Source organism: Kitasatospora sp. NPDC058190, assembly GCF_042883685.1.
Classification (GTDB): domain Bacteria; phylum Actinomycetota; class Actinomycetes; order Streptomycetales; family Streptomycetaceae; genus Kitasatospora.
On the sequence record NZ_JBHVVI010000018.1, the window covers coordinates 1 to 15,372 of the forward strand.

Consider the following 15,372-nt stretch of genomic DNA (forward strand, 5'->3'; position numbering starts at 1 on the left):
CCCCCACCACACCAACACCCCCCACCGGGCAAGATGTCCCCATGGATCTAGGACTCAAGGACAAGGCCTACATCGTCACCGGCGCCACCCGAGGCCTCGGCCTCGCCGCCGCCCGCGAACTCGCCGCCGACGGCGCCCGCGTTCTCATCAGCGGCCGCACCCAGCAGGCCGTCGACGCCGCCGTCACCGAACTGAACACCCTCGGCACCGCCCACGGCCTGGTCGCCGACAACGCCGCCCCCGACACCGCCGAGCGTCTGATCGCCGAGGCCCAGGACCGCTTCGGCCGTCTCGACGGCGTCCTGATCAGCGTCGGCGGCCCCCAGGCCGGCCCGGTCGAGACCACCCCCGAGTCCGCCTGGCGCGACGCCTTCGAATCCGTCTTCCTCGGCGCCCTCCGGATCGCCCGCACCACCGCCGCCGCCCTCCACGACGGCGGCGTGATCGGCTTCGTGCTCTCCAGCTCGGTCCGCCAGCCGATCCCCGGCCTGGGCATCTCCAACGGCCTGCGCCCCGGCCTGGCCATGGCCGCCAAGGCCCTCGCCGACGAACTCGGCCCCCGCGGCATCCGGGTGCTCGGCCTGCTCCCCGCCCGGATCGACACCGACCGGGTCCGCGAGCTCGACTCCCTCGCCCCCGACCCGGCCGCCGCCCGTGCCCAGCACAGCGCCGGCATCCCGCTCGGCCGCTACGGCACCCCGGAGGAGTTCGGCAAGGTCGCCGCCTTCCTGCTCTCCCCCGCCGCCTCCTACCTGACCGGCATCATGGTCCCCGTCGACGGCGGCGCACTCCGCTCCCTCTAGAACGCCCCGCCCACACCACCCGCCCACACCACCCGCCCACCCCACTCACCTACACCACCCGCGGATGCCCCCGCCGACGCCCGCCCCACCAGCGCCGACGCTCGACGGGGGCCTGCTGCGACACCCGGATCCGCAGCTCGGCCGGCAGCTCCGCCAACCCCAGGCTCCCCAGGGCGTCCGCCCGGGGCCCGTCCTCGAAGTGCTCCACCAGCCCCACCGGATCCCCACCCGGCGTCAGCCGTACGGCCCCGCGCAGCCGCGGATGCCGCGGCGCCCGCACCAGCCGCACCCCCACCCGCTCGACCTCCGGCAGCACCACCGTCCCGTTCTCCACCGCCTCCTCCAGCGCCCGCGCGCTCACCCGCAGCCGCAGCCCGCCCACCCCCGGCGTCGACACCGCGATGCTGGACAGTCCGGTCCGCCGCAGCTGCGCCACCAGCCACCACGCCATCCCCGCCACCAGCACCGACAGCCCACCGATCACCGTCGGCCACCACCAGGAGGACCCGACCCACCGCGCCCGCGAACGCGCGCTGACCACCGGCTGGTCCGGCGAGGTGAGCGGCCACCGGCTCGGCGGATCGACGCCCAACCGCCGGTACAGGTCCAGCCCGCCCGCCAGCACCAGCACCCCGACCCCCAGCAGCACGACCCCCACCGCCCCCAACAGCACCCGGTTGACGACCGTGCGAGTCACCCCGCCGCCCCCTCCCCCACCCCACCGGCGCCCCCGCCGGAACCCCCACCAGCGCGCCCACCCGGCGCCCCGTCAGCGGCCCCGCCGGCCACCCGACCCCCCAGGGTCCGAACGTCCAGCCGCAGCGGCCGCGCCAACCCCACCCGCCCCAGCTCCTCCCGCAGTTGCCGCTGCACCGCCGCCGGATCGGTCGGCCCGCTCACCGCCACCCGGATCCTCCGTCGCCCCACCCGGATCCGCAGGTGGTCGATGCCGTGCAGCCCCGCAGCCCGGTCGGCCAGCAGGTGCCCGATCCCGCCCTTGTCGATGGCCGCGCTCGTCCCTCCGTACGGCCGCAGCACCAGCCACCGCCGCAGCCCGGGCGCGACGGCCAGCCACAGCAGCCACCCGCCCAGCAGGGTCGCGACCCCGGCCCCCACCAGCACCCACAGGTCGTCCAGGTGACGCGTCGCCAGCTCGTCCGCGATCCGCGCCCGCCACCGCTTGGCCGGCTGGCCGGCCCGCACCTCGATCACGTCGTAGAGCAGCGCCCCCGCCACCACCAGCACCCCCGTGGCGACCAGCGCCGCCGCCCCGGCCCGGGTCGCCCGCAGCCGGGGCACCTTCCCCCCGGTTTGCGAGGACTCCACGACCTGCGAAGGTTCCCCGCGCTCCACCGGCTCGCCGGACGCCACGGCCTCCGAGGGCTCGCCGGTCCCGGAGCCGCTCACCACGTTCCCCCGGTGACCAACTTCTCCACCACGACGACCACTTCGGACACCCTGGTCCCGGTCAGCCGGGCCACCTGTGCCCCCACCCGCTCCCGCAGTCCCCGGGCCAGCCCCGCGAGGTCCGCCGGAAACGGCAGCTCGACCGCCACCCGAACCCTCACCGTGCTGCCCGGCACCGCCACCGACACGTGAGGCGGCGCGCCCTTCACAGAGCGCCCGGCCCAGACCTCCGCGAGCACCTCCCGCACGGCCTGGTCGGCGATCCGGGCGTAGACGCGGTCCGCGACCCGCAGCCGCCCCCGCCGGGCCGGGACGGCGGCAGCGGCCCCGGGGGCCCCCATCAACGCCGCCGGTCGCGACCGCGGAGCAGGTCCCCGAGGTCGCCCAGCTCGATGTCGCCCTCCAGCAACCGCCCGGCCACGAAGCCGACCAGCCCGAGCGCCGCCACCAGCAGGAACGCCGCGAACCCGCCGAAATACCCGGCGAAGCCGAGGGCCATGCCCACCACCAGGCCGACCATGGCCAGGTTCATCCGCTACTCCCTCGTCCTCAGCCGAACTCGTCCTCCGTCGAACACCCCCGGCCGCCCCCGCGGCCGGCTGCTACTTGAGCTTGGGCCGCTGCCCCGGCGGCGTCACCGGCTCCTCTTCCTCCTCGAACTCCGGTTCGTCCGGGAGGTGGACGTCGTTGACCGCGATGTTGACCTCGACGACCTCCAGGCCGGTCATCCGCTCCACCGCGGCGATGATGTTCTCCCGGACCTGGCGGGCCAGTTCGGGGATCACCACGCCGTACTCGACCACCAGGGCGATGTCGATCGCGGTCTGCTTCTCGCCGACCTCGGCCTTGATCCCGCGTCCGATGCTGGACTTGCCGCCGGGCACCCGGTCCACCATCGCGCCGAAGGTGCGGGCCAGCCCGGAGCCCAGGGCGTGGATGCCGGGGACCTCCCGGGCGGCCATCCCGGCGATCTTCTCGACCACCCCGACGGCCAGTGACGTCCGGCCGCGCTCGCCGACCGGACGGCCGCCGTCCCCGCCGCCGCCCGTACCGGGGCCGGGGCCCGGCTTGGCACCGGGCGGGCCGGGGGTGGGGGCGGTGCCGGGGGTCTTGTGCAGGGTCGCGGGCGTCGGAGTGTCAGGCATGGGGGCGCATCTCCCGTCGTACGGCTCCAGCTGTAGCGCAGACCTCCACAACTCTGGCATTTCGCCACGTTCCCCGCCCGCCGGGAGCGCCTCCAGGAGCAGTCCGGAAGCGATCCGGGAGCATCGCGGAAGCCGCCCGGGGAACGCCGAGGGCCCGCCCCCGGTGTCCCGGGGGCGGGCCCTCGCGCGAACGGCCTACGGACTCAGTCGCCGATTCCGGCCAGCTCCCGCAGCCGGCGCGCCTGCGCCACCCGTTCGGCGGACCGCTGCTCCTCGAAGGAGCGCCCGGCGGCCCCCTGCAGCAGCGCCTTGGTCTCGATCACGGCACCGCGCGGCGCGGCCAGCAGGGCGGCGGCGAGGTCGCGGGCGGTGGCGTCCAGCTCGGCACCGGGGACGGCCAGGTTGGCCAGCCCGATCGCGGCGGCCTCCTCCGCTCCGACCCAGCGGCCGGTCGCGCAGATCTCCAGTGCCCGGGCGTAGCCGACGAGTTCGACCAGCGGCTTGGTCCCGGCGAGGTCGGGGACGAGGCCGAGCGAGGTCTCCTTCATCGCGAACTGCACGTCCTCGGCGACCACCCGCAGGTCGCAGCCGAGGGCGAGCTGGAAGCCCGCGCCGACGGCGTGGCCCTGGACGACGGCGATGGAGATCAGGTCGGCGCGGCGCCACCAGGTGAAGGCCTCCTGGTACGAGGCGATGGTGTCGTCCAGCTCCTTGTCGGTGGAGCCCGCGAGCTGGAGGAAGGTGGGCTCGCCGGGGATGCCCTCGGCGGTGAACATGGCCCGGTCCAGCCCGGCGGAGAAGGAGACGCCCTCCGCGCGCAGCAGCACCACCCGGACGCTGCCGGGCAGTTCGCGCCCGGCGGCGGCGAGGGCGCGCCAGAGCGCGGGCGACTGGGCGTTGCGCCGCTTGGGCTGACAGAGGGTGACGACGGCGAGTTCGCCGTCGATCTCCAGGCGGACGCCGTCCCGCTCCCAGCTCGGGGCCTGCGGTTCGGTGGCGGGGGCGGTCATGCGGGGACCTCCGGTGGCGAGGGACTTGGCTACCGGAGGGTAACAAACCTGGGCGCGGACGGGCAGGGCCCAGGCCCGGAAAGATCGGAGCGGGCGGGAGGGCCCCGGATCCGGACATGACGATCGGCGGCCGGCCCACTCGACCCGAGGGCGGACGCCCAGCTGTGGCCAGCCGTCGTCTCCCCGGTCGGCGCCGTGCCGCCGCGTCATCCAGCCATTGGCTGATGGACCGTCAGGAACCGGCCCCAGCAGTCGCCTTGCTCTTGCCCCGCGTGGCACCACCGCGGCCCCGGAGGATCACTCCGGACTCGCTCAGCATCCGGTGCACGAAGCCGTACGAACGACCGGTCTCCTCCGCGAGAGCGCGAATGCTCGCCCCGGAGTCGTACTTCTTCTTGAGATCGGCCGCGAGCTTCTCACGCGCGGCACCGGTCACCCGGCTGCCCTTTTTCAGAGTCTCGGCCACCCGTGCCTCCTCGTAGCGTTGCTCGGTCAGATTCCCATGATCACCCATCCACCGCGTCCTGGCCACCCATTCGACAAGGTCGATGTCGCAAATGCGTGGTCCTGCGGTGGTGATCCGAGCGCATCAGGGCGCTCACGCAGAGTGCACGCCCCCGGGCGGGTGCCGCCGTTCGCCGTGAAAGGGCTGATCAGCAGTGTCGGCCCGACCACGATCGGATGACGGGCCGACAGGAAGTCCTTAAACGGAATCCGGGTCTACTTCATTCCCGGACACGCCGAGAGGACTGGATTTTCTGGTCCAAAAAGCGGATGCGGCGTCTACTTCCGGTCAGGCCAGGTTGACGAGATCGGCGTAGGCCGGACTCCAGAGGTCCTCCACCCCGTCCGGCAGCAGGATGATCCGCTCCGGCTGGAGCGCGTCGACCGCGCCCTCGTCGTGGGTGACCAGCACGACCGCGCCGCTGAACTCGCGCAGCGCACTCAGGATCTCCTCGCGGCTGGCCGGGTCGAGGTTGTTGGTGGGCTCGTCCAGCAGCAGCACGTTGGCGGAGGAGACCACCAGGGCGGCCAGCGCCAGACGGGTCTTCTCACCACCGGAGAGCACCCCGGCCGGCTTGTCGACGTCGTCGCCGGAGAACAGGAACGAGCCGAGGATCTTCCGGATCTGCACCAGGTCGGTGTCCGGCGCGGACGAGCGCATGTTCTCCAGGACGGTACGGTCCGGGTCGAGCGTCTCGTGCTCCTGCGCGTAGTAGCCGATCTTCAGGCCGTGGCCCGGGATCACCTCGCCGGTGTCCGGCTTCTCCACCCCGGCCAGCATCCGCAGCAGGGTGGTCTTGCCGGCGCCGTTGAGGCCGAGCACGACGACCCGGGAGCCGCGGTCGATCGCCAGGTCCACGCCGGTGAAGATCTCCAGCGAGCCGTAGGACTTGGACAGGTCGGCCGCGGTGAGCGGGGTCTTGCCGCAGGGGGCCGGATCCGGGAAGCGCAGCTTGGCGACCTTGTCGCTCTGGCGCACCTGCTCCAGCCCGGAGAGCAGCTTCTCGGCACGGCGGGCCATGTTCTGCGCGGCCACCGTCTTGGTCGCCTTGGCGCGCATCTTGTCGGCCTGCGCGTTCAGCGTCGCGGCCTTCTTCTCCGCGTTGGCGCGCTCGCGCTTGCGGCGCTTCTCGTCGTCCTCGCGCTGCTGCTGGTACTGCTTCCAGCCCATGTTGTAGACGTCGATGGCGGACCGGTTGGCGTCAAGGTAGAAGACCTTGTTGACGACCGTCTCGACCAGTTCGACGTCGTGCGAGATGACGATGAAGCCACCCTTGTAGGTCTTCAGGAAGTCCCGCAGCCAGGCGATCGAGTCGGCGTCCAGGTGGTTGGTGGGCTCGTCGAGCAGCAGCACGTCGGAGTCCGAGAACAGGATCCGGGCCAGCTCGACGCGGCGGCGCTGACCACCGGAGAGGGTGTGCAGCGGCTGGCCGAGGATGCGGTCCGGCAGGCCCAGCGCGGCGGCGATGGTGGCGGCCTCGGCCTCGGCGGCGTACCCGCCCTTGGTGAGGAACTCGGTCTCCAGCCGGGCGTACTTCTTCATCGCGTTGTCCCGGGTGGCGCCCTTGCCGTTGGCCATCCGGTCCTCGTTCTCGCGCATCTTCTTCAGCACGGTGTCGAGGCCGCGGGCGGAGAGGATGCGGTCCTTGGCGAGGACGTCCAGGTCGCCGGTGCGCGGGTCCTGCGGGAGGTAGCCGACCTCGCCCGAACGGGTGACGGTACCGGCGGCCGGCAGGCCCTCGCCGGCCAGCACCTTGGTGAGCGTGGTCTTCCCGGCGCCGTTGCGACCGACCAGGCCGATCCGGTCGCCGGCGGCGACCTTGAAGCTCGCGGACTCGATCAGGACCCGGGCACCGGCGCGCAGCTCAAGGGCGTTGGCGGAAATCATGGCTGGGAACTACTCCTGGGACGTGGGCGGGCGGCCGGGTCCGGGCCCGGGCAGCGGGAAGGGGGCTTCATCGGCGGTCGGCGCGGTGGAAGGGGCGCCGCCGCCCGCTATTGCCCGGAGAAGATAGCCATGGCGGCCAGTCTACCGGGCCACGCCGAACGCCCCAGGGGGCTACCGCCCTGGGGTACCCGATGCGCCTCGGCTACTGCTGCGGCGCAGCAGTAGCCGGCTGGTCGGTCGCGGAGACTGCCGGGGCCGTCGGCTGGTCGGCCGCCGGGGTGGCCGCGGCGGCGGGGGCGTCCGCGGTCGGGCTCGCCGACGGGTCGGCGCAGCCGCCCTGCGGGCGCACCGCGGCGAACGGGGCGTCCAGGGCGCCGCAGGCCGTCTCGGGCGCGGCCGCCTTGGTGTCGAACACCCTGGCCGGGACGATCGGGCCGTCGGTGATCTCCACCCGGCTGGTGTCCAGCACCTTGATGGCCGCCGCCGGGCCGGTGCTCATCGCCCAGCCGTTGCTGTCCAGCCGGTAGCCGGTGATGCCGCCGGAGACGGCCAGCCCGCTGCTGTTGGTGCAGCTGCGCGGGATGAGCACCGCGTAGTCCGTGTGGACGGTGCGCAGCGGGTCGTAGAGGCAGCCGTTGGAGGGCCGGTCGTTGTAGCGCAGGTCGCCGTCGGCGTCGCGCAGGCCCATGGTCAGGTTAGGCGTCACCACGGCCAGCCAGGGCGAGCCGTTCCGCTGGACGGTGTGCAGCGCGGCGGCCGCCCGCTGCACGGCGGTCTGCTTGCGCTGGGCCTCGGTGCGCTTGTCGGCGCCGGGCTCGCCGTCGGCGCGCAGGTAGTCCGCGAGGCCCGGCACCGCGCGGTGCCAGCGCACCTCGTGGTCGCCCGGGCGCACCGAGGTGACCAGGCCGTCGTCCCAGACCACGATCGCGTTGTCGCCGGCCATCGCCACGTAGAGCGCCTCGGCGCCCTCGCGGCGGTACGACCAGGCCCGGTCGCCGGTCGTCTTGTGGTAGGCCTCCAGCGCGGGGCCGACCACCTTGAGGTCCAGGTCGGCCGAGTTGACCGACTGCGAGTTCACCGGGGTCGCCTCGGCGTCGCCCGGCCCCGCCACCCGGTCGCCGAACGGCACCGGCTTGTTCGCGTGCGCCGCCGCACCGGCCGCAAGGACCAGCATCACCGCCAGGGCAGGCAGGATCGACCGGGGGGTGAGTACACGCGGCGGCTTCCAGGACACGGCCGGAGCGTACCTTTCACCGGGCGGGCGAGTCAGCCCGGATTCGCCGCTCGCGCATGGTGTCGGCCGCGCTGCCCGCCGCGCACGCCCGTCCCGTACGCCCACCCGCCCACCTGCGTCGTCGGGCCCTCGGCCGGGTGGCCGGGCGCTCGGCGGTAGGCCGCGCAGGCCCGGTCGGAACGTTACAGAGCTGATACACGGACGCCCCCGGTCGGGTGTTGCGGCAGACGGCGTTCGATTACCGCCCACTTTAGGGTGACATTCGGCTTTTCTCCCCTCCGGCAGCCCTACTGTCGGCGAGCGGGACGCCACGGTCCGTCCCCGTCGTCACCGTCCGCCCGCTCGCGACGCCCGGAGGAGAGACCATGCGAATCGGCCGTCTGACGCTGGCCGCCGCCGCTCTGCTGCTGACGGCCACGGCCAGCGTCCCGGCCGGGACGCCGCTCGGCCAGGCCGAGCGGCACGCCCTCTCCTCGGACGCCTTCGAGCCGCGCGGCGCCGCCCCCCGCCCCCCGGTCCAGCGGCCGAGGCACGAGCCGCCGTTCGGCGCCTTCGTCGGCTCCTGGGACAACTACATCCCGCAGATCGGCACGTACGCGCGCTGGCTCGGCGACGCCAACATGCAGGTCGGCCACACCTATCTGGCGGGCAACGGCTGGACCGACATCGAGGGCGAGCCGATCGTGCTCGGCATGTGGTCGCAGTGGCGACTGGCCGACCCGTCCCGGATGCTGGTGCTCGGCGTGCCGATGCTGGTGCCCAGCGAGGCGAACGTACCGGACGGCGAGGTCGCCAAGCTGCTCACCCAGGGCAGCCGCGGGGACTTCGACAGCCACTTCCTCCGGCTCGCCCGCCGGCTGGTCGCGCTCGGCGGCTCGGACACCGTCCTCACCCTCGGCTGGGAGATGAACGGCATCACCTACACCCACCGCTGCAAGCCCGACCCCGCCGCGTGGAAGGCGTACTGGCGGCGGATCGTCGGGGTGATGCGCTCGGTGCCCGGGCAGCGGTTCCGCTTCGACTTCAACCCGACCCGGGGCCTGGACGCGATCCCGTGGACCAAGTGCTACCCCGGCGACGACGTGGTCGACATCATCGGCATGGACAGCTACGACCAGCCGGCCGGGAGCGACTTCGACGACTACGTGCGCGAGCCGTACGGCCTGCAGGACCAGGTGGAGTTCGCCGCCAAGCACGGCAAGCCGGTCTCGTACCCGGAGTGGGGACTGTTCCGCAACGGCGACAACCCCGAGTTCGTCCGGCGGATGGTCGAGTGGATGCGCACCCACGACACCGCCTACCAGACCGTCACCGACTACTGCCCGCACGGCTTCTACCAGTGCAAGAGCAATCCGCGCTCGACCGCCGCGTTCAAGCAGCTGATGTCCGGTTCCAAGGGGGCGCCGGCGGTGGTGCCGTCGGCGCCCCCCGTCCCGATCGTGCCGGTGGCGCCGAACGCCCCGGCCCTACCGACCCTGCCGACCCTGCCGGTCCTACCGACCCTGCCGGCGCGGCCGACCCCGCCCACCGCGCCGGGCGCCCCCGCAGTGCCGGGCGCGGCGGCGAGCCCGTCCTCGGCCGGGACGCCCTCGCGGCGGTGAGCGGCCGGCGGGGTCGGCGCTCAGTCGCGGCGGCGGGCCAGCAGGGCCTCCCTCAGCTTGGGGAAGCGGGTGCGCAGCAGGTGCGCCGCCGATTGCCGGGCGTGCACCACCCCGGCCCGGGCGCCGGCCGCCGGGGCCGCCCCCGCCGGACCCAACAGCAGCCGCTGGTTGTGGAGTTGGTCCGGCCGCCAGCGCTGCTTGTACGGCTCCTGGCCGCGCATCAGGCCGAGCACCGGGATGCCCGCGCCGACCGTCTCGTCCAGGGCGGCGCCGAACAGCAGCCCGGCGATGTCCAGCCGCTCGCGCAGCGCCGGATGGGCGCCGTACAGGTACAGCCCGCCGAAGGAGGGGCAGAGCAGCAGCAGGTTCACCGCGACCAGTTCGCCGTCCAGGTGGAACTGGTGGACGGCCGCCCGACCGGTGGCGACCAGCCCGGTGGTGGACTCGGACAGGTGCCGGGCGAAGCGCTCGGTCCGGTGCTCGGGGGTGACACCGCGGTCCTGCCACTGCAGGAAGTGCAGCCGCAGCAGCCCCTCCAGCGCGGCGGGCACCTCGGCCGCCGGCGTGGAGCGCACCTGCACCCCGGCCTCGGCGATCTTGCGCATCTTCACCCGGCTGCGCTGGGCGGTCTTGCCGGGCACCCGCTTGAGCAGCCGCTCCATCGGGACGGCCGGGAGGTACTGGCAGAGCGAGTCCTGGTAGCGCCGGCGGGACCCGCGCCAGTACTCGTACACCCGCTGCACCGCCGCCTCGGGGTGGACCTCACGCAGCTCCAGCCAGTGCCAGGGCCGGGTGAGCGGGAGGGCGGCGGCGAACTCGGCGGCGGCCCGGTCGGCGCACTCGTCGTCGAGCAGGATGTCGCCGTAGTCGACCAGCCCGGCGCCCAGGCCGGTCAGGCCGCCGAACGGGCCGGGGCGCCGCATGAAGGCGCCCGCGCCGACCAGCCGGCCGTCCCGGCGGACCAGCACCACCAGCAGCGCGCCGGGGCGGCCGTAGTGACGCCACCAGGAGCGCTGCCAGGCGGCGGCCTGGAAGAAGGTGGCGGTCCGGCAGCGGGCTGTCAGGTCGTCCCACTCCTCGGCGAGGGTGTCCAGGGCGTCGTCCTCGCGGCGCAGCTCGGTGCTCCAGGCCGGCGCCGCTGACTGGGCCAACAGGCCGGCGGCGCGGGCCTCGGTGCTCATCGCTTGCTCCCGGCGGCGGCCTTCTCCCTGACCGAGGGCTTGGCGGCGGCCCCGGACCCGGCCTTCGACCCGGGCTCGGCCACGGCTTCGGCGTCGCTCTTCGGCTCGGCCTTCGCCTCACGCTTCGACTGGGGCCGGGGCTCGGCCTCGGCGTCCTGCTCCCCGCTGCGCGGGCGGGGGGTGGCCGGGGCCTCGGCCGGCTCGGCGGCCTGCGGGGCCTGCGGAGTCGCGGCGGTCTCGACGCTCTCGACGGCCTCGGGCTCGGCGGCGGCCCCGCCGCGGCGGCGGGTCATCATCACCAGCGACCCGAGCAGCACCCCGGCCGCGGCGCCGACCGCGACGTCCAGCTTGCCGGAGGGCGTGGTCGGCTTGTCCGGCTCGGCGGCCGGGGCCAGCGTCACCAGCCGGACGTTGGTGTCCTTGCTGCTGGTGTTGGCGAAGGAGACCAGCGAGCCGGCCACCGCGTCGGCGGTCCGGGCGGCTTCCTGGGCGCGCTTCCCGGTGCCGGTGATCTCGATCATCGGCGCGTCCGGGGAGGTCGTCCCCGACACCAGGGACTCCAGCTCGCCCCGGGTGTGGCCGGTCTCGGCGGCCGCGACCGCGAGCACCTGCGACTGGCCCGCCAACCGCCCGTAGGCCTGGGCGAAGTTGGTCGCGGTCGCCGCCTCCCCCGGGTTCTGCGGCACCACGAGGACGTAGGCGGTGGCGGAGTACGAGGGGTGCGAGAGGACGGCGTACCCGGCGCCGGCCGCGGCGCCCAGCGGCACCGCGAGCGCCACCGGCCACCAGCGGCGGACCAGGTGACGGGCGCTTCGGCGCGGTGTGGTCATGGGTGTGGCTCCTTGGGTATGGGACGGCGGTACCGGCGGCGGGCGGTCAGACGCGGGCCAGCCGGTCGTAGAGGGCGCCCAGGTCGGCGGCGACCCGGGCGATGTCGTAGTGACCGACGGCCGGCGGGTTCGGCAGCGGGTCGGCGGTGTGGCCGCTCAGCTGCCGCAGGTCGCGCAGCGCGGCGGCGTACGCGGCGGGCTCCGAGGGGATGCGGCGGGCCTGCGGGGCGGCGCTGGGCGGCAGTTCGTCCAGCGCCGGGCAGGCGCTGTGCCGCACCGGCAGCCCGGCCGCGAGGCCCTCCAGAACGCCGAGGCCGAAGGTCTCCGCGGTGGAGGGGGCGACCAGCACGTCCATCGCGGCCAGCAGGTCGGGCACGTCGTCGCGCTCGCCGGTGAGCACCAGCCGCTCCCGGACACCGAGTTCGGCGGCCCGCCGCTCCAGCGCGGCGCGCTCGGAGCCCTCGCCGACCAGCACCAGCCGAGTGGCCGGGTCGAGCTCGACCAGCGCCTCCAGCAGCACCTCGAAGCGCTTGCCGGGGACCAGCCGGCCGACCGCGCCGACCACCCAGCCGCCCTCCGGCAGCCCGAGTTCGGCCCGCACCCGGCGGCGGACGGCGGTCCGCTCGGCGGGCGGGCGGCGGTAGCCGGCGGCGTCGATGCCGTTGGGGATCAGCTCGATCCGGTCCGGCGGGACGCCCCAGGAGCGCAGGGTCTGGGCGACCTGGCGGGAGACCGCGACGGTGGTGCAGCCGAGCCGCTCGGCCGCCAGGTAGAGGCCCTTGACGCCCCGGGTGACCGGTCGGCCCTCGATCACCCCGGCGTGCAGCGAGTGCTCGGTGGAGACCACCGCGCGCACCCCGGCCAGCCGCGCGGCCAGCCGGCCGTACAGCTGCGCCCGGTAGAGGTGGGTGTGCACCACGTCGTAGCGGCCGGCCCGGACCAGCCGGACCAGCCGGGGCAGCGCGCCGAGGTCCCGGTTGCCCCGCATGCCGAGGTGGTGGACGGTCACGCCGTCGGCGCGCAGCGCGTCGGCGACCGCGCCGGGATTGGTCAGGGCGAGCACCTCACACCGCTGGTGCGGCGGCAAGTGCCTCAGCAGCAGCTGGAGTTGGCGCTCGGCACCGCCGGAGGCGAGCCCGGTGACGATGTGCAGGACCTTCACGTCCGACCCCCCTTGCGAACACGCCGCAGCTCGGCGACGGCGTCGCGCAGCTGGTGCCGGCCCTTCTTGGCGCGCAGCCGCCAGGTGCCGTCGCGGTCGCCGACGTAGCAGCGCGGCAGGGCGAAGCGGCCGGTGAGCGGGGAGTGGGCGATGGCGCAGGCGTAGTCGTACCCGGCGTCGCGCACGGCCAGGGCGGCGGGCAGGTCGACGGCGCCGTACGGGTAGCAGAAGCCGGTGACGGGGCCGTCGACCACCTCCTCCAGCAGGCGCCGGCTCTCCCGGGTCTGCATCGCGAGGACGTCGGCGGGCAGGCCGGGCAGCGCCTGGTGGCCGAGACCGTGCGAGCCGATCTCCCAGCCGGAGGCGGCGAGTTCGGTGACCTCCTCGACGGTGAGCAGCTCCTTGCGCGGGCCCTCGGTGTCCCAGCCGTTGTCCTGCCCGAGCAGGTCGGCGACCACGTACGCGGTGGCGGTGAAGCCGTACGCCTGCAGAATCGGTACGGCGTAGCGGGCGAAGTCGGCGTAGCCGTCGTCGAAGGTCAGGCCGACCAGTCTGTCGCCCCGGCCCTGGGCCCGGGCCCGCATCAGCTCGCGGACCGAGACCCCGCGCCGCCCGCGCCGGTGCAGCCAGGCGATCTGCTCGGCGAACCGCTCGGGGCTGACGGTGAGTTGGTAGGGATCCTCCTCCTCGACCGCCACCGAGTGGTACATCAGGATCCACGGCGAGGAGGAGCCGGGGGCGGTCGGTTCGCCGACCGGACGGCGGCTCCTGGGCAGTCGCGCCCGGTCGGGCGGGGCGTTGGTGACGCCCGCCTGGGCCGAACGGACGGTTCCCCGTTCATTGTCCATGGGGAAGCTTCCCTTCATCGGCGACGGTTGGCGGGTCCGGAGGCCCGGTTTGCTGGTTCAGAGGCCCGGTCGGCGGGTTCAGGGCCCGGGCGGCGGCCAGGACCGGGCCGCGCACCTCGCGGGCACCGAGACCGGTGCCGAGGGCGGCGAAGGCCAGCGCCACGGTGAGGCCCCCGAGGAGGGTCGAGAGCAGCGGATCGTCGGCCAGGTCCGCCACGGCGGTGCCGAGCACGGTGGCCCCGGCAGCGGCGACGACCAGCCGTGCGTGGCCGCCGAGCACTCGGCGCAGCCCCAGCGGGATGCCGCGCAGCACCAGGCCGCGCAGCAGCAGCACCGAGGTGGTGGTGATCCCGGCGGCGTTTCCCGCGGCGAGGCCGAGGGCGCCGAAGCGGCTCGTGGCGAGCAGGCCGACCGCGACGGTGACGCCGAGGCCGAGCACCATCGCGGCGGCCGGGTACCAGTCCAGCAGTCGGCGGCCGCCGTCCTCGGTGCGCGGGTCGTCGGCCCGGCGGACCACCGGGCGCAGCGAGAAGTACGGGCGGATCATCACGCCGGTCAGCGCCTGGGCGGGCAGCCCGAAGCTGTACACCCGGATGACGTCGGCGGTGGCGGCGGTGTCGCGGGGGCCGAAGGCACCGCGCTCGAACAGCAGCGAGACCACCGAGGGGGCGCAGGCCATCAGGAAGGCGGTGCCGAGCAGGACCACCGCCGCGGCCTGACCGAGGTCCTTCTCGACCCGGTCCCGGGCGGCGGTGAGGTCCCCGGCCGCGAGCGCCCGGGCGACCAGCGGGAAGGTGACGGTGCAGATCAGGATGCCCGCCGTCATGGCGAGTTGGGAGACCTTGGCGGCGTAGTTGAGGTGCGAGATGGTGCCGGGCGGCAGGGCCGAGCCGAGGTAGCGCTCGACGAAGACCTGGGCCTGCCGGGTCAGGGTGAAGGCCGCCACCGGCAGCAGGGCCAGCGGCATCGGCACCAGGGTGCGGCGGGAGCGCCGGTTGCGGCCGGTCGCGGCCTGGCCCCGGCGCAGTCGGCGCAGGAACGGGCCGGTCAGCAGGCCGGCCATCAGCAGGCTGCCGAGCGCGACGCCGAAGGCGGCGGAGCGGACGCCGAGGTGGCCGTGGAAGCCTTGCAGCAGGGCCAGGATGCCGAGGTTGTAGGCGACGTAGATGCCGGCCGGGGCGGTGAAGCAGTGGTGGGCGCGCAGCGCGGCGGCCAGGTAGCCGACCAGTCCGAACGGCAGCACGGTGATCGCGGTGATCCGGGTGCAGTCGACGGCCAGGCCCGGGTCGGGCAGGCCGGGGGCGAGCAGTTCGACCAGCTGGGGGGCGCCGAGCGCGGCGGCCAGAGCGAGGCCGCTGAGGGCGAGCAGCAGCCACGGCAGGGTGGCGCGGACCAGCTGGCGGACCGGGTCGGGGGCGTCCGGGTCCTCCTCGCGCAGCACCAGGGCGAGGGCGAAGGCGGGCACCATGAGGAAGGACATGGCGTCCTCGATCAGCAGCGGCGCGGCCGTCTCGGGGACGGTCCAGGCGACCAGGAAGGCGTCGGTGCCCTGGTTGGCGCCGAAGTAGCGGGCCAGCAGGAGGTCGCGCAGCAGTCCGAGGCCGGAGCCGGCCGCGCTGAGCACGGCGGTGATGCCGAAGGCCTTGGCGAGGAAGCCGCGCCGGGGCGCCGGGGCGCGCCCGGGCGGCGGCGGCGGGACGGGGGCGCTGCGCGGGGCCGGGAGGGTGGAGGCGAGCACGGCCGGCCGGTCGGTGGTCAC

16 protein-coding genes are annotated in these 15,372 nt (G+C 74.7%); 2 read left to right on the top strand and 14 right to left on the bottom strand.

Features of this window, described 5'->3' with window-relative positions:
• Positions 1-41 precede the first annotated feature (41 nt).
• A complete protein-coding gene (locus tag ACFVWU_RS11190) occupies positions 42-803 on the top strand; it encodes an SDR family oxidoreductase (protein WP_387618118.1) in 762 nt (253 codons plus the stop codon).
• Between the two features lie 49 nt (positions 804-852).
• On the opposite strand, the gene ACFVWU_RS11195 is transcribed toward ACFVWU_RS11190, so the two are convergent.
• The 9 genes from ACFVWU_RS11195 to ACFVWU_RS11235 form a co-directional block, all read right to left on the bottom strand.
• Positions 853-1,500, bottom strand: a complete 648-nt coding sequence (locus ACFVWU_RS11195) for an alkaline shock response membrane anchor protein AmaP (RefSeq protein WP_387618120.1) — start codon at positions 1,498-1,500, stop codon at positions 853-855.
• Positions 1,497-2,210, bottom strand: coding sequence for a DUF6286 domain-containing protein (locus tag ACFVWU_RS11200; RefSeq protein ID WP_387618123.1), 714 nt, complete (start codon positions 2,208-2,210; stop codon positions 1,497-1,499). The genes ACFVWU_RS11195 and ACFVWU_RS11200 overlap by 4 nt, the downstream gene beginning before the upstream one ends.
• Positions 2,207-2,551 carry a hypothetical protein gene (locus tag ACFVWU_RS11205; RefSeq protein ID WP_387618125.1) on the bottom strand — a complete coding sequence of 115 codons (345 nt, stop codon included), beginning with the start codon at positions 2,549-2,551 and terminating at the stop codon, positions 2,207-2,209. The genes ACFVWU_RS11200 and ACFVWU_RS11205 overlap by 4 nt, the downstream gene beginning before the upstream one ends.
• Positions 2,551-2,742 carry a hypothetical protein gene (locus tag ACFVWU_RS11210; RefSeq protein ID WP_387618127.1) on the bottom strand — a complete coding sequence of 64 codons (192 nt, stop codon included), beginning with the start codon at positions 2,740-2,742 and terminating at the stop codon, positions 2,551-2,553. Before ACFVWU_RS11210 ends, ACFVWU_RS11205 begins: the two co-directional genes overlap by 1 nt.
• 70 nt (positions 2,743-2,812) lie before the next feature.
• Positions 2,813-3,355, bottom strand: a complete 543-nt coding sequence (locus ACFVWU_RS11215; protein WP_387618130.1) for an Asp23/Gls24 family envelope stress response protein — start codon at positions 3,353-3,355, stop codon at positions 2,813-2,815.
• 203 nt (positions 3,356-3,558) lie between these two features.
• Complete coding sequence (locus tag ACFVWU_RS11220) at positions 3,559-4,365, bottom strand: enoyl-CoA hydratase/isomerase family protein (RefSeq protein WP_387618133.1); 807 nt, start codon at positions 4,363-4,365, stop codon at positions 3,559-3,561.
• Between the two features lie 232 nt (positions 4,366-4,597).
• Entirely contained in the window at positions 4,598-4,831 is a 234-nt protein-coding gene (locus ACFVWU_RS11225; RefSeq protein ID WP_188300454.1) for a helix-turn-helix domain-containing protein, read from the bottom strand.
• A 327-nt stretch (positions 4,832-5,158) separates the two neighbouring features.
• The gene (gene abc-f / locus ACFVWU_RS11230) at positions 5,159-6,757 is read right to left on the bottom strand and encodes a ribosomal protection-like ABC-F family protein (protein ID WP_387618135.1); all 1,599 of its coding nucleotides are present in this window, start codon (positions 6,755-6,757) and stop codon (positions 5,159-5,161) included.
• Positions 6,758-6,959: 202 nt separating this feature from the next.
• Positions 6,960-7,991, bottom strand: coding sequence for a hypothetical protein (locus ACFVWU_RS11235; protein WP_387618138.1), 1,032 nt, complete (start codon positions 7,989-7,991; stop codon positions 6,960-6,962).
• A 365-nt stretch (positions 7,992-8,356) separates the two neighbouring features.
• On the opposite strand from ACFVWU_RS11235, the gene ACFVWU_RS11240 reads away from it, so the two are divergent.
• Positions 8,357-9,592 (top strand): glycoside hydrolase family 26 protein, encoded by a 1,236-nt coding sequence (locus tag ACFVWU_RS11240; protein ID WP_387618140.1) that lies wholly within the window; start codon positions 8,357-8,359, stop codon positions 9,590-9,592.
• A gap of 20 nt (positions 9,593-9,612) precedes the next feature.
• On the opposite strand, the gene ACFVWU_RS11245 is transcribed toward ACFVWU_RS11240, so the two are convergent.
• The 5 genes from ACFVWU_RS11245 to ACFVWU_RS11265 are packed head-to-tail and all read right to left on the bottom strand — an operon-like array spanning position 9,613 to position 15,372.
• Positions 9,613-10,773: a GNAT family N-acetyltransferase gene (locus ACFVWU_RS11245; RefSeq protein WP_387618142.1), complete on the bottom strand. Its 1,161-nt coding sequence runs from the start codon at positions 10,771-10,773 to the stop codon at positions 9,613-9,615.
• On the bottom strand, positions 10,770-11,603 hold the full coding sequence (locus ACFVWU_RS11250; RefSeq protein WP_387618145.1) for a Wzz/FepE/Etk N-terminal domain-containing protein: 834 nt from the start codon (positions 11,601-11,603) through the stop codon (positions 10,770-10,772). Before ACFVWU_RS11250 ends, ACFVWU_RS11245 begins: the two co-directional genes overlap by 4 nt.
• A gap of 46 nt (positions 11,604-11,649) precedes the next feature.
• Positions 11,650-12,765 (bottom strand): glycosyltransferase, encoded by a 1,116-nt coding sequence (locus ACFVWU_RS11255; RefSeq protein WP_387618148.1) that lies wholly within the window; start codon positions 12,763-12,765, stop codon positions 11,650-11,652.
• Positions 12,762-13,613, bottom strand: coding sequence for a polysaccharide deacetylase family protein (locus ACFVWU_RS11260; RefSeq protein WP_387618151.1), 852 nt, complete (start codon positions 13,611-13,613; stop codon positions 12,762-12,764). Before ACFVWU_RS11260 ends, ACFVWU_RS11255 begins: the two co-directional genes overlap by 4 nt.
• A complete protein-coding gene (locus tag ACFVWU_RS11265; protein WP_387618154.1) occupies positions 13,603-15,372 on the bottom strand; it encodes a lipid II flippase MurJ in 1,770 nt (589 codons plus the stop codon). The genes ACFVWU_RS11260 and ACFVWU_RS11265 overlap by 11 nt, the downstream gene beginning before the upstream one ends.